At 38.2% G+C, this 22020-nt stretch carries 20 protein-coding genes and 1 tRNA gene; 10 read left to right on the top strand and 11 right to left on the bottom strand.

The window, feature by feature from the left end:
* Nucleotides 1–63: 63 nt before the first annotated feature.
* Both RICGR_RS06050 and RICGR_RS06045 read left to right on the top strand, forming a co-directional pair.
* On the top strand, nucleotides 64–543 hold the full coding sequence (locus RICGR_RS06050; RefSeq protein ID WP_006035320.1) for a Dps family protein: 480 nt from the start codon (nucleotides 64–66) through the stop codon (nucleotides 541–543).
* 153 nt (nucleotides 544–696) lie between these two features.
* A complete protein-coding gene (locus RICGR_RS06045) occupies nucleotides 697–1098 on the top strand; it encodes an RNA recognition motif domain-containing protein (RefSeq protein ID WP_006035652.1) in 402 nt (133 codons plus the stop codon).
* 58 nt (nucleotides 1099–1156) lie between these two features.
* On the opposite strand, the gene RICGR_RS06040 is transcribed toward RICGR_RS06045, so the two are convergent.
* Nucleotides 1157–1888 (bottom strand): ComF family protein, encoded by a 732-nt coding sequence (locus tag RICGR_RS06040; protein ID WP_006034813.1) that lies wholly within the window; start codon nucleotides 1886–1888, stop codon nucleotides 1157–1159.
* A gap of 155 nt (nucleotides 1889–2043) precedes the next feature.
* Between RICGR_RS06040 and glmS the strand changes: the two genes are divergently transcribed.
* A complete protein-coding gene (glmS, locus tag RICGR_RS06035; RefSeq protein ID WP_006034900.1) occupies nucleotides 2044–3879 on the top strand; it encodes a glutamine--fructose-6-phosphate transaminase (isomerizing) in 1836 nt (611 codons plus the stop codon).
* 31 nt (nucleotides 3880–3910) lie between these two features.
* Here glmS and glmM read toward each other — a convergent pair whose 3' ends face one another.
* The 5 genes from glmM to RICGR_RS06010 form a co-directional block, all read right to left on the bottom strand.
* The gene (gene glmM, locus RICGR_RS06030; protein WP_420806107.1) at nucleotides 3911–5245 is read right to left on the bottom strand and encodes a phosphoglucosamine mutase; all 1335 of its coding nucleotides are present in this window, start codon (nucleotides 5243–5245) and stop codon (nucleotides 3911–3913) included.
* Nucleotides 5246–5284: 39 nt separating this feature from the next.
* Nucleotides 5285–7213: an ATP-dependent zinc metalloprotease FtsH gene (ftsH, locus tag RICGR_RS06025; protein WP_006034696.1), complete on the bottom strand. Its 1929-nt coding sequence runs from the start codon at nucleotides 7211–7213 to the stop codon at nucleotides 5285–5287.
* A 124-nt stretch (nucleotides 7214–7337) separates the two neighbouring features.
* Entirely contained in the window at nucleotides 7338–7967 is a 630-nt protein-coding gene (rlmE, locus tag RICGR_RS06020; RefSeq protein WP_006035412.1) for a 23S rRNA (uridine(2552)-2'-O)-methyltransferase RlmE, read from the bottom strand.
* On the bottom strand, nucleotides 7954–9273 hold the full coding sequence (locus RICGR_RS06015) for an MFS transporter (protein ID WP_006035926.1): 1320 nt from the start codon (nucleotides 9271–9273) through the stop codon (nucleotides 7954–7956). The genes rlmE and RICGR_RS06015 overlap by 14 nt, the downstream gene beginning before the upstream one ends.
* Before the next feature lie 66 nt (nucleotides 9274–9339).
* The gene (locus RICGR_RS06010; RefSeq protein ID WP_006035335.1) at nucleotides 9340–10662 is read right to left on the bottom strand and encodes an MFS transporter; all 1323 of its coding nucleotides are present in this window, start codon (nucleotides 10660–10662) and stop codon (nucleotides 9340–9342) included.
* A 294-nt stretch (nucleotides 10663–10956) separates the two neighbouring features.
* Here RICGR_RS06010 and RICGR_RS06005 point away from each other — a divergent pair.
* Nucleotides 10957–11042 (top strand) — tRNA-Leu (locus RICGR_RS06005).
* 7 nt (nucleotides 11043–11049) lie between these two features.
* Here the strand turns inward: RICGR_RS06005 and ispF are convergent.
* Complete coding sequence (gene ispF, locus RICGR_RS06000; protein WP_240992236.1) at nucleotides 11050–11652, bottom strand: 2-C-methyl-D-erythritol 2,4-cyclodiphosphate synthase; 603 nt, start codon at nucleotides 11650–11652, stop codon at nucleotides 11050–11052.
* Nucleotides 11653–11732: 80 nt separating this feature from the next.
* Here ispF and RICGR_RS05995 point away from each other — a divergent pair, with 80 nt between their 5' ends.
* Genes RICGR_RS05995 through RICGR_RS05970 form a run of 6 tightly spaced genes read left to right on the top strand, consistent with a single transcriptional unit; the run spans nucleotide 11733 to nucleotide 17774 of the window.
* Nucleotides 11733–12320, top strand: a complete 588-nt coding sequence (locus RICGR_RS05995) for a YqgE/AlgH family protein (RefSeq protein WP_006035169.1) — start codon at nucleotides 11733–11735, stop codon at nucleotides 12318–12320.
* A complete protein-coding gene (gene ruvX / locus RICGR_RS05990; RefSeq protein ID WP_006035448.1) occupies nucleotides 12313–12732 on the top strand; it encodes a Holliday junction resolvase RuvX in 420 nt (139 codons plus the stop codon). The genes RICGR_RS05995 and ruvX overlap by 8 nt, the downstream gene beginning before the upstream one ends.
* On the top strand, nucleotides 12729–14264 hold the full coding sequence (gene murJ / locus RICGR_RS05985) for a murein biosynthesis integral membrane protein MurJ (RefSeq protein WP_006035010.1): 1536 nt from the start codon (nucleotides 12729–12731) through the stop codon (nucleotides 14262–14264). The genes ruvX and murJ overlap by 4 nt, the downstream gene beginning before the upstream one ends.
* Entirely contained in the window at nucleotides 14257–15189 is a 933-nt protein-coding gene (gene ribF / locus RICGR_RS05980) for a bifunctional riboflavin kinase/FAD synthetase (RefSeq protein ID WP_006035582.1), read from the top strand. The genes murJ and ribF overlap by 8 nt, the downstream gene beginning before the upstream one ends.
* A gap of 55 nt (nucleotides 15190–15244) precedes the next feature.
* Nucleotides 15245–16981: an SGNH/GDSL hydrolase family protein gene (locus tag RICGR_RS05975; RefSeq protein WP_006034786.1), complete on the top strand. Its 1737-nt coding sequence runs from the start codon at nucleotides 15245–15247 to the stop codon at nucleotides 16979–16981.
* A gap of 49 nt (nucleotides 16982–17030) precedes the next feature.
* Nucleotides 17031–17774: a ferredoxin--NADP reductase gene (locus RICGR_RS05970; RefSeq protein ID WP_006035738.1), complete on the top strand. Its 744-nt coding sequence runs from the start codon at nucleotides 17031–17033 to the stop codon at nucleotides 17772–17774.
* Between the two features lie 23 nt (nucleotides 17775–17797).
* On the opposite strand, the gene ribH is transcribed toward RICGR_RS05970, so the two are convergent.
* The 4 genes from ribH to mpl are packed head-to-tail and all read right to left on the bottom strand — an operon-like array spanning nucleotide 17798 to nucleotide 21998.
* Complete coding sequence (gene ribH / locus RICGR_RS05965) at nucleotides 17798–18298, bottom strand: 6,7-dimethyl-8-ribityllumazine synthase (protein ID WP_006035282.1); 501 nt, start codon at nucleotides 18296–18298, stop codon at nucleotides 17798–17800.
* Between the two features lie 12 nt (nucleotides 18299–18310).
* Nucleotides 18311–19519, bottom strand: a complete 1209-nt coding sequence (locus RICGR_RS05960; RefSeq protein WP_006034958.1) for a bifunctional 3,4-dihydroxy-2-butanone-4-phosphate synthase/GTP cyclohydrolase II — start codon at nucleotides 19517–19519, stop codon at nucleotides 18311–18313.
* 41 nt (nucleotides 19520–19560) lie between these two features.
* Nucleotides 19561–20643, bottom strand: coding sequence for a bifunctional diaminohydroxyphosphoribosylaminopyrimidine deaminase/5-amino-6-(5-phosphoribosylamino)uracil reductase RibD (gene ribD, locus RICGR_RS05955; RefSeq protein ID WP_006035431.1), 1083 nt, complete (start codon nucleotides 20641–20643; stop codon nucleotides 19561–19563).
* A complete protein-coding gene (mpl, locus tag RICGR_RS05950; protein ID WP_006034814.1) occupies nucleotides 20640–21998 on the bottom strand; it encodes a UDP-N-acetylmuramate:L-alanyl-gamma-D-glutamyl-meso-diaminopimelate ligase in 1359 nt (452 codons plus the stop codon). Before mpl ends, ribD begins: the two co-directional genes overlap by 4 nt.
* Nucleotides 21999–22020 lie beyond the last annotated feature (22 nt).

The following is a 22020-nucleotide window of genomic DNA, read 5'->3' as shown; positions in this document are numbered from 1 at the left end:
TAATTCCGTGATAAGTGATAATAAGAGTATAAAAATATAAACTTTGATTTTTTGGAGACTTCTATGAAAGAAACACTCAATGTTGGATTGACCGAAGCGAAACGGAAAAAAGTTGCTGAGGGTCTTATTAACTTATTGGCAAATAATTATGTATTATATTTGAAAACACATAATTTTCATTGGAATGTTGTAGGCTCTATGTTTCAGCCTTTACATAGTTTATTTGAAGAACAATATATTGATCTGTGGAATGCAGGTGATACGATTGCTGAACGAGTGCGCGCACTCGGGTTTCGCGTACCTGCAAGTTATGCTGATTTTGAAAAATTGAGCAAAATTAAGGAAGTTGTTGGAACACGCCCAATAAAGGCTAAAGATATGATTAGTCAGCTTGTACACGACCAAGAAGTGATGATTCGCTTAGCGCGCGAGTTGCTACCCGAAGTCGAAGAGGTAGACGATCAAGTATCTGTGGATTTACTCTCTGAGCGGATGCAGGTTCATGAAAAAAATGCCTGGATGCTGCGTAGCTTTTTAGAGTAGAAAAATTCAATGGAACGTTGACTCTCTATATCCTAGAGGATTGTCCTGTGTTACTATGATGGCGTTTAGTTTATCTTTGCCATAGCTAGATTGGGAAGCGTGTAAGCGGTTAATATTCTGGAAATGGCCTTTTTAGCCTTTTGGAGGTTTTGCGTGAATAAAAGATTGTATGTAGGTGGTTTAAGCTATAGCGTTGATGACGATGGGCTAAGAGAGCTTTTTACCCCTTTTGGGACTGTAAGTTTTGTTAAAGTAATTCGAGACTTCCATAGTGGCCGTAGCAAGGGCTTTGGTTTTGTTGAAATGTCTACACCGGAAGAAGCAAAAGAGGCTATAGAAGCTTTACATGGTAGTATCCATGAAAGACGAACGATAACAGTCTCTGAAGCGAATCCACCCGATTCCAATGCAGGAGGAGGTACTGGTGGCCGCCGAACTGGCGGAGGTGCTGGCGGTCGTCGAACTGGAGGTGCTGGTGGTCGTGGAATGGGTGGTGCCGGAGGAAACGGCGGCGCTTATCATCGTGGCCGTGAGCAACGAGAAGAGCAGTATTAGCACATTATAGAAAATTAGTGCGCTACTGCGATAATAGATAGAAGGTTTTATGTTCCACTTACGCTAAGTAAGCGCGGGAACAGCACCATACGTCTATTCTTTTTACACCGACATCATATAGAGCGCGGCTTGTCTCGATGAGTGTACGGCCTGTGGTCATTACATCATCGAGTAGCGCTATATGGTGGTGGGCAAGATCTGGGTGTGCAATAAAAGCATTTTTCATGTTAATCACGCGCTGGCTTGCAGAAAGCTTACTTTGAGCAACAGTATTGTGTACTCTTTTACATCGTCTATATTCAATAGGGATGTTCAGCTTTTTGGAAATAGGTTTGGCGAGTTCTATTGCTTGATTAAAGCCACGTTCGTATAGTCTTTTTTTATGTAAAGGAACAGGAATAATCCTATCGGGCAGTGGTTCTCCTTGATATCGAGCGTTTATTTTTTTAGCTAATAAAGTGCCTAAAATTTTTGCATAATCGAGTCTTTGTTGAAACTTAAGGCCAATAATGAATCTTTTTATGATGTCTGTATAAGAAAAAAAAATGCATAATTTATAAAAAGGTAAAGGATTTTTTAAACAAGCGCCACAAATAGATTGCGTTGTTAGGTAAGGGAGAGGGTTCGCACAAGAATAACATACTCTCTTTAGCCAAGGTAAGTCTTTTTCACAGGCTTTACACAGATCAATTTTTCTATGGGTCTTCTCACTGCAAATAATGCAATGATGAGAAAAAAGGTTATGAAGGATACCTTTATTTATTATTTTTAGTAGTATACTGATGTTCAATTTAAAATCCTTGTTAGTTTTTTTGAAGCATGGATAGAAGTATTAACTCATTCCTCCATGCTAAACTTTTTTTTAACAGGATTGAATGAATAACTTAATTTTTGTGGTGAATTGATTAATAAACCTCATATGTAGGTCCTTATAAGGTTTAGAATATGTGTGGAATTGTAGCTGGAATAGCAGCAGAACGTAATGTAGTCCCTAGTCTTATTGAGGGTTTGAAAAGTCTAGAATACCGTGGTTATGATTCGGCTGGAATCGCTATTTTGGATTCGAAGCAACACTTATTATGTCGGCGCACGGTCGGTAAAGTTGACGTATTAGAAAAAGCAATATTACCTGAAAATTTATCAGGGCCTGTTGGGATAGCACATACGCGTTGGGCAACACATGGTAAAACGAGTGAAGCGAATGCTCATCCCCATATATCGGGTAATATTGCCTTAGTTCATAATGGTATCATTGAAAATTATTTGCCGTTGAAGCAAAAATTGATAAAATCAGGCTATTTTTTTAAATCTGAAACCGATACAGAAGTTATTGCACATCTATTACATCAGGCGTTAAAAAAAAATAATAATTTTTTGGAGGGCGTCCAGAAAACAGTCATGCAATTAAAAGGCGCTTTTGCTATTGTGTTTCTTTATCAAGATGCACCTCAATCCTTAATTGCAGTTCGTAGGGGAAGTCCTTTAATGCTAGGGCTTGGACAAGGTGAAAATTTTATTGCCTCCGATCATTTAGCATTGGTTTCTGTTGCACAACAATTTATTTATTTACACGAAGGAGATATTGCTGAAATTTCTTCTGAAACGGTCAATATCTATGATAGCAAAGGTAATAAGGTCCGTCGTCCTAAGGATTTAATTAAAATTGATTTACCTAAAAAAATGGTGAGTAAAGGAAAATATCGCCATTTTATGGAAAAAGAGATCTTTGAACAACCCAATGCGGTTAATGCTGCACTTGAAGGTCGTCTTGTAAATCCACCCGAAGTTTGGGACGAAATTTTTGGCTCTCATTCAATCCGTCGTTTTTCTAAACTGAAACAGATACAAATAGTGGCTTGTGGTACAAGTTATCATGCAGGCTTAATTGCAGCAGAATGGATAGAAAGAAAGGTTAATATTCCTTGCCATGTTGATATTGCCAGTGAGTTTCGTTATCGCCACCATATTATATATCCCGATACATTATTTATTGCCTTATCTCAATCGGGAGAAACAGCAGATACGTTAGAGGCGTTAAGACAAGCTAAAACTGAAAATTATTTCGCAACATTAACAATTTGCAATGTTTCTGGAAGCACAATGGTGCGTGAATCTGATTTCGTACTATTGACACGAGCAGGTCCTGAAATTGGTGTAGCATCGACGAAAGCGTTTACATCACAATTAACGGTGTTATTGTTATTCACTTCTTTTTTAGGTTTGTCGCATGGTTGGAGTAAAAAACAGGAAGCAGATTATCTTTCTGAATTAAAAAGCTTACCCCAACTTTTGGAACAAACACTAAAATTAGATCCGGCTATAAAAAAATTGGCCACGTTATTTGCTGACAAGGAACATGCGTTGTTTATCGCGCGAGGAATTCATTTTCCAGTGGCGCAGGAAGGCGCTCTAAAGCTTAAAGAAATCTCTTATATCCAAGCAGAAGCCTATCCAGCGGGAGAATTAAAACATGGACCACTTGCTTTAGTTGATGCGAATATGCCCGTCGTTGTCTTAGCACCCTCTAATTTTTTGATTGAAAAAATTAAGTCAACTATTCATGAAGTACGCGCACGTCATGGACAATTGATTTTGTTTACGCAAGAGGCGTTAGATAACGAGCAAAGTAGCGGGATTATTATCTTACCTAAAGCGAGTGATTTGTTGAGCCCATTGATTTTTGTGATTCCATTGCAACTGTTAGCTTACCACGTCGCTGTTTTAAAAGGTACTGATGTGGATCAGCCACGTAATCTAGCAAAATCAGTTACTGTTGAGTGAAATTCTGTAGTTATTAAATCGTTTAATGCGCTTAATGTGCTAAAATTTGAACTGTTTTAGCTAATTTAAGGGCAATAGACTGTACTTCTGATAATTCAATCCCTTCGACCATAATTCGAACAACAGATTCTGTTCCTGAAGGACGTACTAAGAGGCGACCGTGGTTTCTTAATTGTAGGGTTGTCTTTTTTATTGCTTTTTTTAGAGGAGATGCGTTCATTATTGCAAGCGGATTTTCTGCAGGAACATTAATTAAAACTTGAGGAAATTTTTTCATTGATTTTTTGGCAATATGCAAGGGTATCTCTGCTAATTGAAGTGCTTCTAGAACTTGTAGTGCAATAATAATCCCATCCCCCGTTTTAGTAAATCGACGTGAGATAATATGACCAGAAGGCTCTCCACCTAATTGCCAATTTTTTTGTTGTAATGTTTCATTGACGTAACGATCACCTACCGCGGTACGAATAAAATCAAGTCCCAATTTTTTTGTTGCTAATTCTAACCCAAGATTACTCATGGTAGTGCCTACGATGCCGCCCGTAATATAGCCTTTTTTAAGGCCGTGTTGCGTTAATAAAAATAGTATTTCATCACCATCAACAATTTCGCCCAAATAATCAACCATCAGTACACGATCACCATCCCCATCGAAGGCGATACCTAAATCTGCTTTCTTTTCTAAAACAGTTTTTTGTAAAGTTTCTAAATGGGTTGAGCCACAATTTTTATTAATATTTAAGCCATTTGGCGCGGTCCCTAATAGGGTAAGATGAGCACCTAAGCCAGAAAATAACGACGGAGCAATATGGTAAGTCGATCCATTTGCGCAGTCCAATACTATTTTTAACCCATTTAAATGAAAAGATGGAGGGAGTGTAGATTTACAAAAATTCACATAACGAATTTTTGCATCCTCTACTCGAACTGCTTTTCCTAATTTAGCTGAATTAACCGTTTGAAACGGTCGAGTAAGATAAGTTTCGATTTGTGATTCAATGTTATCCGCTAATTTTGTCCCATCATGTGAAAAAAATTTAATCCCATTATCATAGTAAGGGTTATGCGATGCGCTGATTACAATTCCCGCTTGTGCACCGAGATCCGAAGTTAAAAAAGCAATCGCTGGAGTTGGAATAGGACCGAGAAGGTGGATATCGATACCTGCTGCAGATAGACCTGCCTCTAAAGCAGATTCAAGCATATAACCTGAAAGGCGGGTATCTTTCCCGATAAGGACTTTATTCTGTCCATTATCTAAAACTTTTCCTACAGCCCAGCCTAGTTTTAAGATAAATTCTGGAGTAATAGGGTATTCACCTACTTTTCCTCGAATCCCATCGGTCCCAAAATAGTTGAGCGTAATTTTTGTCATGACGAATCCAAGAATTAAATTCGTGATTAATTACAAGCTATCTGTGGCTGGATCATGATCAATGATGGTGGAATCCTTTTTTGAAGATAGTTTTTCTTCAGGGGAAGTCGATTGATCGTTTTTATTTCCATTATTCCAACCTTTCGGCTCTCTCGGTAGTTTACCTTTCATGATGTCATTTATTTGAGCGGAATCAATCGTTTCATATTTTATCAAGGCTTCAGCCATAATATGTAATTTTTCAATATTATCCTGCAATAATGATTCGGCAAGTTTGTAATTACGATCAATAATATGACGGCTTTCTTCATCGATTAATTGGGCTGTATCATCCGAAAACTTATTATTTTTAGCGATTTGATGACCTAAAAATACCTCTTCATTTTCTTGATTGTAAGTTAATGGACCAAGACGATCCGATAAACCCCATTTCGTTATCATGTTCCGTGCAATCTCAGTAGCCCGTTGGATGTCGTTTGAAGCACCTGTTGTCACTTGCTCCGGACCAAAAATTAAACTTTCAGCAATACGTCCCCCAAATAAACTAGCAATTTGACTCTCTAGGCGCTGCTTAGTATAGCTATAACGATCCTCTTCAGGTAAAAACATCGTGACACCTAAGGCTTTACCACGTGGGATAATCGTTACTTTATAAACAGGATCATGATCGGGGACCAAACGCCCTACAATAGCGTGCCCGGCTTCATGATAAGCCGTGAGTTTTTTCTCTTTTTCATTCATAACCATAGAGCGCCGTTCACTACCCATCATGACTTTATCTTTGGCTTTTTCTAGATCAATCATGTCAACGGTGGATTTATTTTCACGCGCTGCAAATAAAGCCGCTTCGTTAATGAGGTTCGCTAAATCCGCGCCCGAAAAACCGGGCGTGCCTCTTGCGATGATACCGGGTTTAACATCTTTACCGTAGGGAATTTTTCGAAGATGGACTTTTAGAATTTGTTCTCTACCACGAATATCAGGTAAGCCAACAATCACTTGACGATCGAATCGGCCGGGTCGCAATAAGGCAGGATCTAAAACATCGGGTCGATTCGTAGCGGCCATCACAATGACACCTTCGTTCCCTTCAAAACCATCCATTTCAACCAATAATTGATTGAGCGTTTGCTCACGCTCATCATGCCCACCGCCTAAACCAGCACCACGGTGACGGCCAACGGCATCGATTTCATCAATGAATATGATACAAGGGGCCTGTTTTTTAGCTTGTTCAAACATATCTCTTACGCGAGATGCTCCTACACCCACAAACATTTCAACAAAATCAGAACCTGAGATTGTGAAAAAAGGAACCTTTGCTTCACCCGCAACAGCACGTGCTAAAAGTGTTTTACCTGTTCCAGGAGGGCCCATTAACAAAACACCACGTGGAATTTTTCCGCCTAGCTTTTGAAATTTTGCGGGATCTTTTAAAAATTCAACTAATTCACTGACCTCTTCTTTCGCTTCTTCAGCACCCGCTACATCAGCAAAAGTAACCTTGACTTGATCTTCTCCAAGTAAACGAGCACGACTGCGGCCAAAGGATAATGCTCCCTTCCCTCCAGCACCCCCCATTTGGCGCATGAAAAATATCCATACGCCAATAAGCAGTAGCATAGGGAACCAATTGATAAAAATCCGCATCAAGAAACTTTCCTGTTGTGGTGGTTCCCCCTTGACATTGACATGTTTTTTTAATAGTTCAGGAAGTAAATACTGATCAGGAATGGGCATATAGCTGGTAAACGTCTTATCACTATGTAATTGACCTTTTATAATTTGGTTGCTTTGAATGGTTACAGATTGCACATTGCCTTGTTGGACATTTTGTAGAAATTCGGAATACGTTAGGCGTTCCCCAGCGTTATTACGAGGCTCGAGGTTATTAAATACGGTGATCAGTATAACCGCAATAATTAGCCATAAAAATAGATTTTTCAGCATGTCGTTCAAACTAGGCTACCTCGCAATTCTCTCAAAAGAGGGCATTATATACTAAATTTATACGTTTCGATTATTTTAAGCGCTTTTTACAACGTTTTAGGCCAGAAAGACATCCGTTATAAAATAAAAAAACTTATTTTCCTTGATAATAACCTATCGCAACTAAATAAACTTCTGTGGATCGTCCTCTAGAAGCAGAAGGTTTCCGAATAGTAACGTTTGCAAATAGGCTTCTTAATTCTTTTAGAAAAGCTTCAAATCCTTTCCCTTGAAAAGCCTTTACTACAAAATAACCTTTTGGCTTTAATACTTTCTTAGCAAAATCCAGTGCCAATTCAGCCAAAAAAATAGCCCTGGGTTGATCAACACTCCGTATTCCACTAAAGTTGGGTGCCATATCGGAAATTACAAGGTCGATAGGCTTCGATTGAATACGTTGTAATAGTTGTTTTATCACGGATTCTTCTCGAAAATCGCCTTGAAGGAATTCCACCGGAGTCAATGTCTCCATCGGCAAAATATCAAGGGCATAAACCTTTCCTGTGGTTCCTACGAGACGTGACGCGATCTGAGACCATCCTCCAGGGGCAGCACCCAGATCTACAATAACCATTCCAGGCTTAATTAATTTGGTTTTCTCTTGGATTTCTAACAACTTATAGGCTGAACGCGAACGAAAACCTTCTTTTTTAGCCCGTTTTACGTAAGGGTCCTTAAAATGTTCATTCAACCAACGTTGACTACTACTTTTATAGTGAGACATTGGATTGTTGCTGACAATGGGTTTCGCGTATTAAAAACTTTCCAATTAAAAAGGCGATTAGGTAACAGAAAGGTAAGATAATAAAAGCTTTTCGATAATCTTCAAGCGTATAAAAAGGTCTGCCATTATAATAACTTCCATTCCAACTAAAATGTAAGAAAATACCAATAAGTGGTTGAAATAAAGCGCCGCCCGCTACCGTAGCCATATTATTAATACCCATCGCTGTTCCAGCGACACTGGAATGATTATTATCCTTTACGACACCAAATGCCAGAGATTGGCCTGAGGCTGCCAGCCCAAATAAAAATAAACAAATGTAAAGCCAAAGTAAAGGCAAGTGAGGAATGTAAATCACTGGAATGAGCCCAATGAGTCCTAAACTCGCAGCAAATTTTAAGGGCACCCCGCGTAGGTTAACCGTGTCGGACCACCAGCCTAATAACGGGCAGCCGATGCCTATCGCTAGCCAAATCATGGTGCACGCTGCGGAAGCTGCTTTAGTGCTAATACCATAGGCGATAACAAGAAAAGGAATTCCCCAAAGAGCAGCAAAAGCGGTGATGGGCGCCCATACCATAAAAGAATAGAGCGCTATAAACCAGGTCTGATTATTCTCAGCAACTTGACGAAAACTATGTAATACACCTTTTTTGGAAGTGGGTTGAAATTTGTGTCCTTTTGAGACGACTTCAGGACTGTCTCGTACAATAAGCCATATTAATAAACCTAAAATAACACCGATAACGGCTAAGTTTAAAATAGTGTGTCGCCAACCCCAATGATCGACAGCGATGGTTAACGGTGTTTCACCGACGATAGCACCTATACAGCTCATCAACTCAACCAAACCTGTTAAGAAAGCAAAGTATCGAGAAGGAAACCAACGAGAGATGAGAACCAGTGTGCCTATAAATGCAAATGAAGAGCCCATTCCCATCATAAACCGCCCTGCAGAAGCAGTCGCTATCGTCGTCGTTGAACTAAATAGAAATGCTCCTAAAGCACACATCAGTATCGCAATGGTTAATAAACGTCGGGGACCGAATCGATCAAATAAAAATCCTGCGGGAAGTTGCATGGGTGTATAAGAGTAGTAATAGAAAGCGGTCATTGTTCCTAACGTAATTGCATTAAGCTTTAAATCACTAATGAGTTGATTGGTCATGACTGCAGGTGAAACTTGTAATATGAACTCATACATATAAAAACAAGAGGCGAGAATACAGATAACAACGGCAAGCAAAGTTGGTTTTTGCTTTGTTAAAGAAAGGGATGATAAATCGCTATTTTTTTTAAAAAGCATAAAAAAATTGAATGGAAGTCATATTACAAATTACAAAAATAAAGTTTAAAGTGCATGGCGATTAACTCATGTTCCATTGATATATTGAGATTTACAATGGGTTTCCCGAAGTAAAAAACGACTTACGAAAAATGCAATGATAAAACATACCGGCAATACAAAAAGTGCTTTCTGATAATCAACTCTATCATAAAAAGGAGTCCCATGATGCATGATGCCTTTCCAATTGATATAAAGTAAAACACCGATTAACGGTTGGAATAATGCCCCTCCTGCAACAACCGCCATATTATTTAAACCCATGGCTGTGCCGACGACACAAGGGGTGTTGTTATCCTTGACGACACCAAAGGATAAGGATTGTCCAGAGGCGGATAAACCAAAAATCCATAAAAAAAAGTATAACCAAGGGAGTGGTAGAGGTGGGCAATAGATAATAATTGAAAGACTGACGATTCCTAATAAAGCAGAAAAACTAAGCGGTTTAGAACGTGAATTAATTTTGTCGGAGAACCAACCGATCAATGGACTTCCTAAGCCGATACCGAGCCAGATCATTGCACTGGCTTTAGAAGCTGCTTCTGTTGAAAGAGAGTAACTCGATACTAAAAAAGGAATACCCCATAGAGCCGCGAATGCGGTGATTGGAGCCCAAATCGAGAAAGAATACAAAGCAATGAACCACGTTTGTTTATTTTTACAAACTTGACGCAATCTTTTTAATTCATTTTTTTTAGGAGGAGGCTGAAATTTATAACCTTTCAAGACCGTTTCAGGACTATCTCTAACCACTGTCCATACGAGTAAAGCAAGCAAACAACCCACAAGAGAGAGAGAAATAATGGTTGATCGCCATCCCCAATGATTGATAGCGGTGACTAAAGGAACTTGGCCAGCAATGGCGCCCGCTGAGCTCATTAATTGCACAAGACCTGTCAGTAAAGCAAAATAGTGAGGCGGAAACCAACGTGAAACAAGTAATAAAGCACCTATAAAAGAAAAAGAAGAACCAATACCCATTAAAAATCGGCCACATGAAGCCATCACAGCATCAGGGGTAATGCCAAATAAAAGTGCGCCTAAGGCGCAAATTAAAATAGCTAAGGTAATTAAACGACGCGGACCGAAACGATCGAAGAGCAAACCAGCAGGCAATTGCATGGGCGTATAGGAATAAAAATAAAAAGCAGCCATGGTGCCTAAACTCGCCGCGTTAAGCCCTAAGTCACGCATCAACTCATTCGTCATGACAGCAGGGGATACTTGCAAGGTATATTCATACATATAAAACAAGGCGGCCAATATGCAAATAATAGAAGCGAGGAGTAATTGTTTCTTACTGGTTAAGTCGGACACATCGTGTGACACTACCGCTTCATTGTTGTGCATTTTTTACCTCTTGTTAAATCAAGTTCCTCATGACTGTTTACTGATAGCTTTTTTAAAGCAAGTTAGGATGCTTATCAGGTCTGAGATAAGCCTATAGAAAACAATAAGTGATCAGGATTTTGATTGCAAGCCTTTAAAAATATCGAAATGACAACCTTTCGTGCGAAAATAATGCAAATCGTTTTTATTCTATACTATTTGTCTGTAGTGATGATGTTGAAATGTTTATCTACGTTTTGTTAATAATAAACATTGATCCAAAAAAATACTTTGCTTATACTGGCGACCGGTTGTGCCGGGATGGCGGAATGGTAGACGCGCCGGACTCAAAATTCGGTGATGGCGACATCGTGTGGGTTCGAGTCCCACTCTCGGTACCATTAAAATTTATTTGGCTTGGATGAGCGCAATTGCCGTTGCAGCGATTCCTTCCTCACGCCCAATAAACCCCAATTTTTCCGTAGTAGTTGCTTTTACGTTGATCTGATTTAAATCAATGTTCATATCGTTTGCTAAATTAATTCGCATTTTATTAAAATACGTTTGAAGCTTAGGGGTTTCTGCGAGGATGGTGATATCCACATTGTTTATACGCCAGTTATTTTTAACTAATAACTGGACGGTCGTTTGTAGAAAGATTCGACTATCCTTGTTTTTTAAGCAGTCATCGGTGTCAGGGAAATGTAAACCTATATCGCCCAAAGCGCAGGCACCTAATAAAGCATCCACAAGCGCATGGATGATAACATCACCATCTGAATGAGCTTTTATTCCCATTTTATGAGGAATTGTGACGCCGCCTAGGATAATGTGGTCACCCGCTTTAAAAGCGTGGACATCGTAACCATAGCCTATGCGAAAATTAATCGTCATATTTTTCTCTTCTAAAGGGATACGCATCATAACACGATAATAGGATCGGATAGAAAGCGATTTGTTGCTACGATTGAAATTTAAAGGCTGTGTTAAGGTGATATGACTTGATAACAAGCGCTTTTATTTATGAAAAACTAGGTGAGTGGTAAAAGGAGGTGATATGATTAACGACAGATTTTAGTCGAGAAAATTTAATGATAGAGTCGACGCATTATTTTACAAATTATTTTTTAGTGGCGATGCCCATTTTAACGGATGCCTATTTTAGTCGTTCAGTGGTCTATATTTGTGAGCATACTGAAAAAGGGGCGGTAGGTATCGTGATTAATCAACCTTTACAATCCTTACACGTTAACCTTGCAGAAATAGTACAGGAAATTACAGAAAGCAATCTAAAATCAACGAAAACCACTGCAGGAGCAAATTTTCCAATATTATGTGGTGGACCCATTCATCCAGAACGCGGGTTCGTAATACATGCCCCCTCCGGTGCATGGCAATCAAGTCTTAAAATGAATAGTGAAATATCAGTAACCACTTCAAAAGATATTTTGCTGGCCATTGCGAAGCAGCAAGGCCCTGAAAAATTTATTTTTTCATTAGGCTATGCAAATTGGATAGCCGGTCAAATGGAGCAAGAAATCATTAATAATTTTTGGTTAACTTTGCCGGCAAATCCTAATCTATTATTTGATGTTCCTTTTGAACAACGCTGGTTGAAAGCAATGGATTATCTGGGTGTTGATGTGACTAAATTGGCCTATATGGGTGGTCATGCCTGAAACGAAGACAGTGATAGGGTTTGATTTTGGTTTGAAATATATTGGCGTAGCAATAGGCCAAACTTCACCTTCACTCGCACAACCATTGACTAATTTAAGCGTAAAAAAAGGAAATTTGCCTTGGGAAGAAATTGCTCAATTATTAAAAATGTGGTCGCCGGATGTCATCGTTGTGGGTGTTCCATTCAATATGGATGGGACAGAGCAGCCGATAACGCGTGAAGCGCGTAATTTTTTAATGGAATTAAAAAATCGTTTTGAAATTCCGGTGTTTCCTGTCGATGAGCGGTTAACGACCGTTGAGGCACGTTCACGGCTTTTTGCGCTGGGTGGTTATAAGGCATTGAAAAAAAAATCCATTGATAGTATTGCAGCTCAGTTAATTGTTGAAATATGGTTAGAAAACCAATGAGTAAGATACTTTTTAAATCAACGTCCGTTGTTGCTTCCATGACAATGATTTCACGGATTTTAGGATTTGTTCGTGATATGATTGCCGCACGGATTTTTGGTGCTGCACCTGCAGTTGATGCGTTTTACATTGCGTTCAAGATTCCTAGTTTCATGCGGGGCATATTTGCAGAGGGTTCCTTTTCTGCAGCCTTTATTCCTACTTTATCTGAATATAAACAAATGCGCTCACCACAAGAAGTGCAACAATTTCTTGCCTATATTGGAGGAACATTAGGCCTTGTTTTGTTAATCGTTTGTATTCTGGGCATTTTAGGGAGCAAAAATTTGGTCAGTTTATTTGCGCCCGGTTTAGATCCGTATCGTTTTCAATTAGCCGTAAAAATGTTAAGAATTACATTTCCTTACTTGATGTTAATTTCTTTAACTGCTTTAGTGAGTGCAACTTTAAATTGTTATGGAAAATTTTGGGTTCCTGCGTTTACACCCGCGTTATTAAATATTTCTTTAATTTTTACCGCACTTGGAATGGCACGATTTTTTAAAGTGCCTGTTGAAACCCAAGCGTGGGGAGTGTTACTCGGAGGATTTTTACAATTAGGATTTCAATTACCTTTTCTTAATCGATTAAACTTATTGAAAAAACCGCGTTTTAAATGGCACGATCCAGGCGTTCAAAAAGTGTTAAAATTTATGTTGCCTGCTCTATTTGGTTCTTCAGTAGGTCAGATTAGTTTACTACTGAATACTATTTTTGCTTCGTTCTTAGTTGCAGGAAGTGTGACCTGGCTTTATTATTCAGATAGGCTGGCTTATTTTCCATTAGGCGTGTTTGGTGTCGCATTAATGACCGTTATTTTACCGCATCTTTCACGTCAGCACGCAGAAAAATCCCCTGAATTATTTTCTAGTACATTAAATTGGGGTTTACGTTGTAATTTACTGATTGGTATTCCTGCATCGCTAACCTTATTGATTTTATCGGGGCCACTTATCGTTACACTTTTTCATTACGGTAAATTTACGCTCGAGGACGTGGTGATGACACAACGCAGTGTGATTGCCTATTCAGTGGGTTTACAAGCATTTATGTTAATTAAAATATTAGCGGCTGCTTTTTATGCGAAACAAAATATAAAAACACCTGTTCGAATAGGAATTATCGCATTAATTGTGAATATGTTTTTTAATGCATTATTAATTTTCCCGTTAAAACATGCAGGTTTAGCATTAGCCAGTTCTTTATCCGCTTGGTTGAATGTCGGATTATTATTATGGGGTTTAAAGAGCCGTCACATTTTTCAATGGCAACCCGGATGGTTAAAGTTTTTATTACAAGTGTTATTTGCTAATGCTATATTGTGCGTATTTTTATATTGGTCTGCTGCAGCGATGCCTATTTGGGTCAATTGGGATTGGCAACAACGATTGTCACATATTTTTTTACTCGGTGTGGCGTCCATTTTTATTTATACTGGTGTGTTGTGGATGTGTGGTTTACGTTATCACGATTTAAAAGCGCACCATGACTGAACTGATTCGCAATAGTTATAATATAAAACCGAGACAGTATGGTTGCGTAGCCACTATCGGAAACTTTGATGGATTGCACCGAGGGCACCAAAAGGTTATCCAATCGTTAATCAAGCTTGCTCGACAATTTCACAGACCGACGTGTGTGATTATTTTTGAACCACATCCGCAAGAGTTTTTTTATCGCGAAAATGCACCTGCGCGTTTAATGCGGTTTCGTGAAAAATTTAAATCTTTACAAGCGTTAGGAATCGATCGCGTGCTTTGCTTACGGTTTAATAAACGTCTAGCAGAATGCAGCGCAACGGATTTTGTTAAAAAAATTTTAATTGAAAAATTAGGAATAAAAGGCTTAATGATTGGGGATGATTTTCGTTTCGGTAAAGCGCGTCAAGGTGATTGGGTGTTGTTGAAAAATCTCGGTCGCGAATATGGATTTAAAGTGTTTTCAACGCCCACCCTTTTATTTGACAACGAACGTATTGGTAGCTCGCGCGTAAGGAATGCAGTAAAACAAGCCGATTTTAAATTAGCAGAACGGTTGCTAGGCCATTCGTTTACACTCAGTGGTCGAGTCATTTATGGCGATCAACGTGGACGATTACTTGGTTTTCCGACGGCTAACGTTGGATTACATCGGCGGATAGCCCCCCTAGAAGGCGTATTTATTGTAAAGGTTTATGGTTTAGCATCAATACCCATTGCGGGAGTTGCCAATTGTGGTACACGTCCAACAATGAATGGATTGAAAAATTTATTAGAAGTTTATTTATTTGATTTTAACCGAACGATTTATGGCCAATTTATCGAAATAGAATTTTTAGAAAAAATACGCGATGAAAAAAAATTTGAGAGTATAGAAACACTCAAACAACGCATTGCGAAAGATGTAGCGACAGCAAAAGAATATTTTATAAAAAATTAAGTGCATGCCTCATTAATTTTTAATGGACATAATTAAAATAATAAGAAGAGTTCTCATGTTCAATCAATTATCTGTAAATAAATATAAAATAACGGGTGCGATTGCTTTTGGAGATAGTTTATCCGATGAAGGTATAAAATATAAAGAAAATATTTGTGGTTGCTTTCCGTTTAAATGGTTTTTATATCACTCCGATTATAATAATTTCACGAATGGTCATACGTGGGCTTATATTTTTGCGAACGTGCTTAATCATTGTTTAAAAGAGAAACTAAATTGGTTGACCTCAGAATCTCCTACTTATTTTAAGAATGTCGCAGAAGGTGGAGCAACCGCCTATAATTATAAAAATTTAACCAGTCTTTTTAAGTATTTTAAAGGTTTTATTTTGAGTTTTTTTCTAGGAAATATTCAGGAACAAGCAACGCGCATTAAAACAGATAAAAATATACTTCATCCCGACCTTTTAGGCATTATTTTTGCAGGAGCTAATGATTTGGCAACGATAGGGTATGATGATGTGAATGGTGTTGAAAGAGCAATCCAAGGAGTAAAGAAGACCATAAAAATTTTGACGAATAAAAACACAAAAAAAACGCTTAACTATTTAAAACATTTTTTATTTGTTGGGTTGCCTAATATTAGCGAAACGCCTCGATTTTCACATAAATCGGAAAAAGAAAAGACACGCATGGAAAAAGCATGTCAATTATATAATAAAAAATTACAAGAATTTTCCAATGAGTATCAATATATTGATTTTAGTTTATGTACACTTTATAAGTACGCTAATATTAATTGTTTAAATTTAGAAGCGATAAAAAAAATAGAAAAAGGTATTGTGGTTGTTGGAGAAGGTAGAAAAAGAACCCTTCTTTTTATTAAAGATGGAAAATTTGTAACCTGCACATCCAATGACGAACTGAAAAAAATAACGATTAATCTTTCTAAAAATAGAATGGATCTTTTTTCCAAGGAAGGCGAAATTGTAAGAACCAAGACTAATGAAGCTCAATTAGATGAATTTATTGACGAGATCGTTAAAAAAGCGAAGTTAAATCTCAGTATAAACGTGATCGATATTAGTATTTTTTTAGATGCCATTTTGAAAAATCCAGAAATTTATGGCTTTACTGCGGGTTGTGCTGTTTATTTCATCCCGAATAACAGAGAACACAATACGGATGAAACCGTAATTTCACAGCACATTTCAGGAAATGCTATTCTTTTTAAAGAAACTGAAGATGGTTTTTTGAGTTATCTTATAAAAGAAGGAGCAGTCGTGACAGAGCAAGGAAAAATAGCAAAGGTTAGCTTTCATTTAACTGCAAACAATCAAGCGCGTTTGGAGGAAAAAATTAAATCGGCTGTTAAAAAAGAGGTGATTAAATTAGCCGATAGCGAAGCACGTCATGATCGCTTGATAATTACGATTATTCAGTCGGTTATCAGAGGTTTTAAAAAGAAGTTTCATAAAGAAATGAGGCTTGCGATTATTAATGATTCTGTGTTGGAATCCATTAAAAAAAATAACTTAAATAGAAATACTATTTTTTGGGATGATTTACATCCCGCAAGGAGGTTGCATGAGTTATTAGCACTTAAAATTACGGAATTTATTAAAACGCATTATTTAATCCAAAATCCTTTTCAATTTAGTGATGATGCACGCATTGGAGTTAAACCGAAGTTACCTGAAAATATTTTTGCTGAATCTCCAGATGTTTTACCTTCTGAATCTGCTTTGCTTATAAAGAATAGTGAGGTACAGGATAGGGTCAGACTGAATTGACTATAAATGTTTTGACGAAAGCTATCCAGCTGATTAGACTACGCAAATTATGTCACGAAAAGAATTTTATCTAACACTCGAAAAGAGTGAACAAATTGCTCCAGACGTTAAGCATTTCACTTTTTATTATGAAGAAGGTGGGTGTTTTCAATTTATTCCAGGCCAGTTTATTACCTTGCATATTCCGACAGATGAAAAGATTCTGCGTCGTAGTTACAGTATTGCGAATAAAACGTATCCAGCGACCAATAAAATTGAATTTGCTGCGTCTTATGTCCCTTCTGGGGTTGCGAGTCAACTTTTATTTACATTAAAACCAGGTGATAAGGTTATGGCGACCGGTCCCTTTGGCAGACTGACATTACGAGAGGAGATGCCAGAACGCTATATCTTGGTAGCGACGGGAACCGGTGTTACGCCCTATCGGACGATGTTAGCCGAGTTAGAACATCGGTTTAAATTACGTCCCTGTTTTAAAGTTGTTTTGTTATTTGGTGTCCGCAGACCAGAAGATCTATTATATCGAGATGAATTTATTGCGTTTTCTGAAAAAAATGCTTGGTTTGAATTTCACGCCTATTATAGCCGAGTTAAATTGAATAAAGCATTAAGTTATGAACATATGGGTTATGTTTTGAATGCGTTTGGTGAAATTCAACCGAATGCTAAGCAGGATATTGTTTATTTGTGTGGCAACCCCAATATGGTTGATGAGGTTTTTACGTTGCTTGTTAAAAATTATGGTTTTCCTACCGATATTATTCGACGCGAAAAATATATTTCCTCTAATTAATAAAGTAGCGCTATAAGATTTATTTATTCCGATTCGATTTGTTCTAATAAGGAAATCATTGCCAGGGCCGTATCGACTGCATCGCGGCCTTTATGACAACGTTTTTCATCAACGCGCGCTAAAGCGAGTTCTTCATTGTCCGTGGTTAAAATGCCAAAAATAACAGGAATAGATTCTTGTAAAGCAATTTTTTGACATGCATAACTCACTTGTTGGCAAACATAATCATAATGATCGGTTTCACCACGGATAATTGCGCCCAAACAAATAATGGCTAAACAATTTTCATCAGAAATAGCGATTTGTTGTGCGGTAAGGCCTATTTCTATTGCTCCAGGGACTCTAACAATCGTAATGCAGGAATCTGGGAAATTAAATTCTTTTAAACGCTGTAAAGCGCCCATTAATAATTTTTCAGAAATGTTGGGATTAAATTGACTAACGATGAGCGCAATATTAAATTTATCTGCCTCCTGGGTGAAATCGAAAGGTTGAGCAGTAATCTCTTTTATTTTTTTTTGCATAAGGAATCCTTTTTATAAATTGAGTAAATGTCCAAGTTTGGATTGTTTCGTTTTTAAATAGGTGAGATTGGTTGGGCTCGGCGTCGCAATAAGCGGAACGCGCTCCGTAATTTCAATACCATATTGTTTTAAATCGATAATTTTTTGTGGGTTATTGGTTAATAATTTTATTTTTAATATTTTTAAGCGTTGTAATATTTGTGCACCTATCCAATAATTTCGATCGTCACTGCCAAAGCCTAATTTTTGATTGGCTTCGACGGTATCGAAACCTTGATCTTGTAAGGCATAGGCTTTAAGTTTATTGAGTAGGCCAATCCCTCGACCTTCTTGACGTAAATAAAGTAATGCGCCGCCGTGCTCACTAATTTGTGTTAAGGATTCATGGAGTTGCCAACCACAATCACAGCGTGTGGATCCAAACAGATCACCGGTAAAACATTCTGAATGAATACGTACGAGAGTGGGATGATAGGATTTTTTTATCTTTTCTTTAATAATTGCTAAATGGTGATGTTTGTCCAGCTGACTTTCAAACAGCTTGATTGTTAAATCACCATAGTCTTTCGTGGGTAAGTGGATAGACGCAATTTCTTTGACTAAGGACTCTGTTTGTAGGCGATATTGGATGAGGTCACGTATGGATAATAGTGTTATTTGGTGTTGTTTTGCAAATCGTTCTAAGTCGGGGAATCGAGCCATGCTGCCGTCAGGATTCATGATTTCACAGATAACCGCAGCAGAGTTTAGCCCCGCTAACCGGACTAAATCAGTGCTTCCTTCCGTTTGACCCATACGTGCCAAAACACCGCCTTTTCGAGCGCGTATAGGAAAAATATGTCCCGGCATAACGATATCTTGAGGACCACTTTTAGGATCGATAGCAACGTGTATGGTATGCGCTCTGTCGGCTGCCGAGATGCCTGTTGTAACGCCCTTAGCGGCCTCAATGGATGCCGTAAACGCCGTATTAAACGGATTGGTTGCGTTTTCTACCATCATGGGGATTTGTAAGCGTTTAATATCTTCTTCTGCTAACGCTAAACAGATTAATCCCCGCGCATGCTGTGCCATAAAGTTAATGGCCCGAGGGGTTACCTTCTCAGCAGCAAGGACAAGGTCTCCTTCATTCTCACGGTTTTCATGATCAAAAAGAATGACCATTTTTCCTAAACGAAGGTCTTCTAAAGCCGAATTAATATTAGGGGGTTGTGTCTTCATCTTCTAATTTGTTATTTCGGTGTTTAATATACCATATAAGGCTATTTTCCGCTCCATTTAAATTCAAAACAAGTGTCTCTTCCTAACGTTATCCCCTTCATTGGAATTCCTTTTTTTAAAGGATTTGGAAAATGGAAGGCTGTTTGTGCATTTTCTCCAAGCCAACGTGGTGCCACGTAAATAAAAGCATGTTGTAGCAAATTATTCTGAATAAGCGCTTGAAAAAGATGACCTCCTGCTTCTACCCAGAGATCAATTTTACCGTCTAAACCAATATGATCGAATACAGCGATTAAATTGAGCCCATTTTTGTCGTGTTTAATGGGAATGAAGCGGGTGTCAGGTTGTTGCTCTTTGAATTGATAAACTTTACATACACTCGAATGATGGAAAATAGTGACGCTTGCAGCACTCTCAAAGATTTTTGACGTTGTGGATAGATTTAGATGCGTATCTAAAATATAGAGCGGTTTTTTATAAATTTTGTGGTCTAAGCGGCTATTTAACAAGGGGTCATCGTGGCTAATTGTTTTCGCTGTCGTTAAGATAGCATCTGCTTTTTTACGATGGTGATGGGTGAACTGTTGTGCTTTTTCTCCGGTTAATTGAACTCTTTTTCCGTTTTTCCCAGCAATTTTCCCGTCCAAACTCAGGGCCAATTTGGCTGTAGTGAAAGGTCTTTTACAGGTCCACCAATAGACATAGCTGGCATAAAAATTATCAATAGCAGGCAAAGCATGTTGAATGCATTCAATGCCTGCATGTTTCAACAAGTTATCCGTATGATGACTGACCGCAGGATTAGGATCTTGAAAACCATAAATGACTTTGACGATACCGCTTTTTATAATGAGATCAGTACAAGGCGGCGTTTTTTTAGCTGAGTGACAGCAGGGTTGTAAAGTGACATATAATGTGGCGCCTTTGACATGAACAGGATTAACGCTTTGGATAGCCTCTACTTCAGCGTGAGGCAAACCACTGGCATGATGATAGCCTTTTGCAATAACCGTATTATCTTTGACCAGTATAGCGCCCACACAAGGGTTTGGTGAGCAAAATCCACGACGTATTTCAGCTAATGATAACGCTAATTCGAGATATTGACGGATAGAATGAGTCATGCTGCTAAAGCTTGAGCTAATTTTTTATGAATATTATCAAAACCACGATTACTCATAATAACAATATGGTCGGAAGTTTGAGTGACTTTAATGACCTCTTGAACAATCTCATCGACTGAGTCACAAAGAGAAAGAGGGACCGAGATGTTTTGCAATATATTATTATTCCTATTTTGTTTCGGCCACAATAACCATAGCTTATCCGCTTCTTGTAAAGAAGGACCTAACGTTTTTTGATGCCTATTGGAGCGCATGGTATGCGTTCCACACTCTAAAATAACCAATAAACGCTTTTTCCCGATTTTTTTTCGTAGACCAGAAAGTGTTGCTGCAATTGCCGTGGGGTGATGCGCAAAATCGTCATAGAGCGTTATACCATTGATTTTTTTATAAATTTCTAAGCGGCGCTTAATACCTTGGAACTGATTCAATGCAGCAATGGCCTTTTGAGGATGAATACCCACATGGTGTGCTGCAGCGACTGCACTTATCGCATTTGCGGCGTTATGTTCACCGATTAAAGACCAATGAACTTCACCTTGTTTACTATTTTTATAGTAAATTTCAAACTGACTTGCGTCGGCTTTTAATAATGCGGTGTGCCAAATAACCTCCTTATTTTTTTCATTTCCAGTGTACTCAATGGGAGTCCAATATCCTTGTGAAAGTACCTGTTGTATGTTCCTATCCCTTTGAGGACAAATAATAAGCCCTTGACTGGGCACAGTGCGCAATAAATAAGAAAATTGCATTTTAATTGCATCCAAGTTTGGAAAAATATCGGCATGATCAAATTCAAGATTATTTAAAATTAACGTTTTTGGGTGATAATGAATAAATTTCGAACGTTTATCAAAAAATGCCGTATCATATTCGTCCGCTTCGATGACAAAAAAATCACCTTTCCCTAAGCAGGCAGAATGATCAAAATTTTTTGCAAGTCCACCAATTAAAAACCCAGGATTTAAACCTGCGGCCGCTAATATCCAACTTAATAGACTCGATACGGTTGTTTTTCCATGTGTTCCCGAAACGGCTAGAACATGATAGTTGCGTAAAACATGGGCAGCTAACCATTGTGGACCTGACATATAAGGGATGTTTTGATTTAAAACATATTCGACACAGGGATTTCCTCGCGTCATGGAATTTCCCATGATTATTAAATCAGGATGAGGGTATAGATTTTTTACGTCATAACCTTCAAAAATCGGAATGTTATGAGAGGCCAAAAGTGTGCTCATCGGCGGATAAATGTGGGCGTCAGAGCCAGTAATATCAAAATTTTTTTGCTTGGCTATCAACGCAATACCGGCCATAAATGTACCGCAAATACCTAAAATATGAAGTCGCATGCAAGTCTAGAAATAGTGAGAA

It is taken from the genome of Rickettsiella grylli, from assembly GCF_000168295.1.
GTDB lineage: Bacteria > Pseudomonadota > Gammaproteobacteria > Diplorickettsiales > Diplorickettsiaceae > Aquirickettsiella > Aquirickettsiella grylli.
The sequence above is the reverse complement of the archived record's forward strand: the minus strand, read 5'-3'. Positions and strand labels throughout refer to the sequence as shown.

Coding starts and splice junctions, on each gene's coding strand:
- RICGR_RS06050 (WP_006035320.1), top strand. CDS start 64: ATGAAAGAAACACTCAATGTTGGATTGACCGAAGCGAAACGGAAAAAA.
- glmS (WP_006034900.1), top strand. CDS start 2,044: ATGTGTGGAATTGTAGCTGGAATAGCAGCAGAACGTAATGTAGTCCCT.
- rlmE (WP_006035412.1), bottom strand. CDS start 7,967: ATGTCTCACTATAAAAGTAGTAGTCAACGTTGGTTGAATGAACATTTT.
- RICGR_RS06015 (WP_006035926.1), bottom strand. CDS start 9,273: ATGCTTTTTAAAAAAAATAGCGATTTATCATCCCTTTCTTTAACAAAG.
- RICGR_RS06010 (WP_006035335.1), bottom strand. CDS start 10,662: ATGCACAACAATGAAGCGGTAGTGTCACACGATGTGTCCGACTTAACC.
- RICGR_RS05995 (WP_006035169.1), top strand. CDS start 11,733: ATGATAGAGTCGACGCATTATTTTACAAATTATTTTTTAGTGGCGATG.
- ruvX (WP_006035448.1), top strand. CDS start 12,313: ATGCCTGAAACGAAGACAGTGATAGGGTTTGATTTTGGTTTGAAATAT.
- murJ (WP_006035010.1), top strand. CDS start 12,729: ATGAGTAAGATACTTTTTAAATCAACGTCCGTTGTTGCTTCCATGACA.
- ribF (WP_006035582.1), top strand. CDS start 14,257: ATGACTGAACTGATTCGCAATAGTTATAATATAAAACCGAGACAGTAT.
- RICGR_RS05975 (WP_006034786.1), top strand. CDS start 15,245: ATGTTCAATCAATTATCTGTAAATAAATATAAAATAACGGGTGCGATT.
- RICGR_RS05970 (WP_006035738.1), top strand. CDS start 17,031: ATGTCACGAAAAGAATTTTATCTAACACTCGAAAAGAGTGAACAAATT.
- ribH (WP_006035282.1), bottom strand. CDS start 18,298: ATGCAAAAAAAAATAAAAGAGATTACTGCTCAACCTTTCGATTTCACC.
- RICGR_RS05960 (WP_006034958.1), bottom strand. CDS start 19,519: ATGAAGACACAACCCCCTAATATTAATTCGGCTTTAGAAGACCTTCGT.
- ribD (WP_006035431.1), bottom strand. CDS start 20,643: ATGACTCATTCTATCCGTCAATATCTCGAATTAGCGTTATCATTAGCT.
- mpl (WP_006034814.1), bottom strand. CDS start 21,998: ATGCGACTTCATATTTTAGGTATTTGCGGTACATTTATGGCCGGTATT.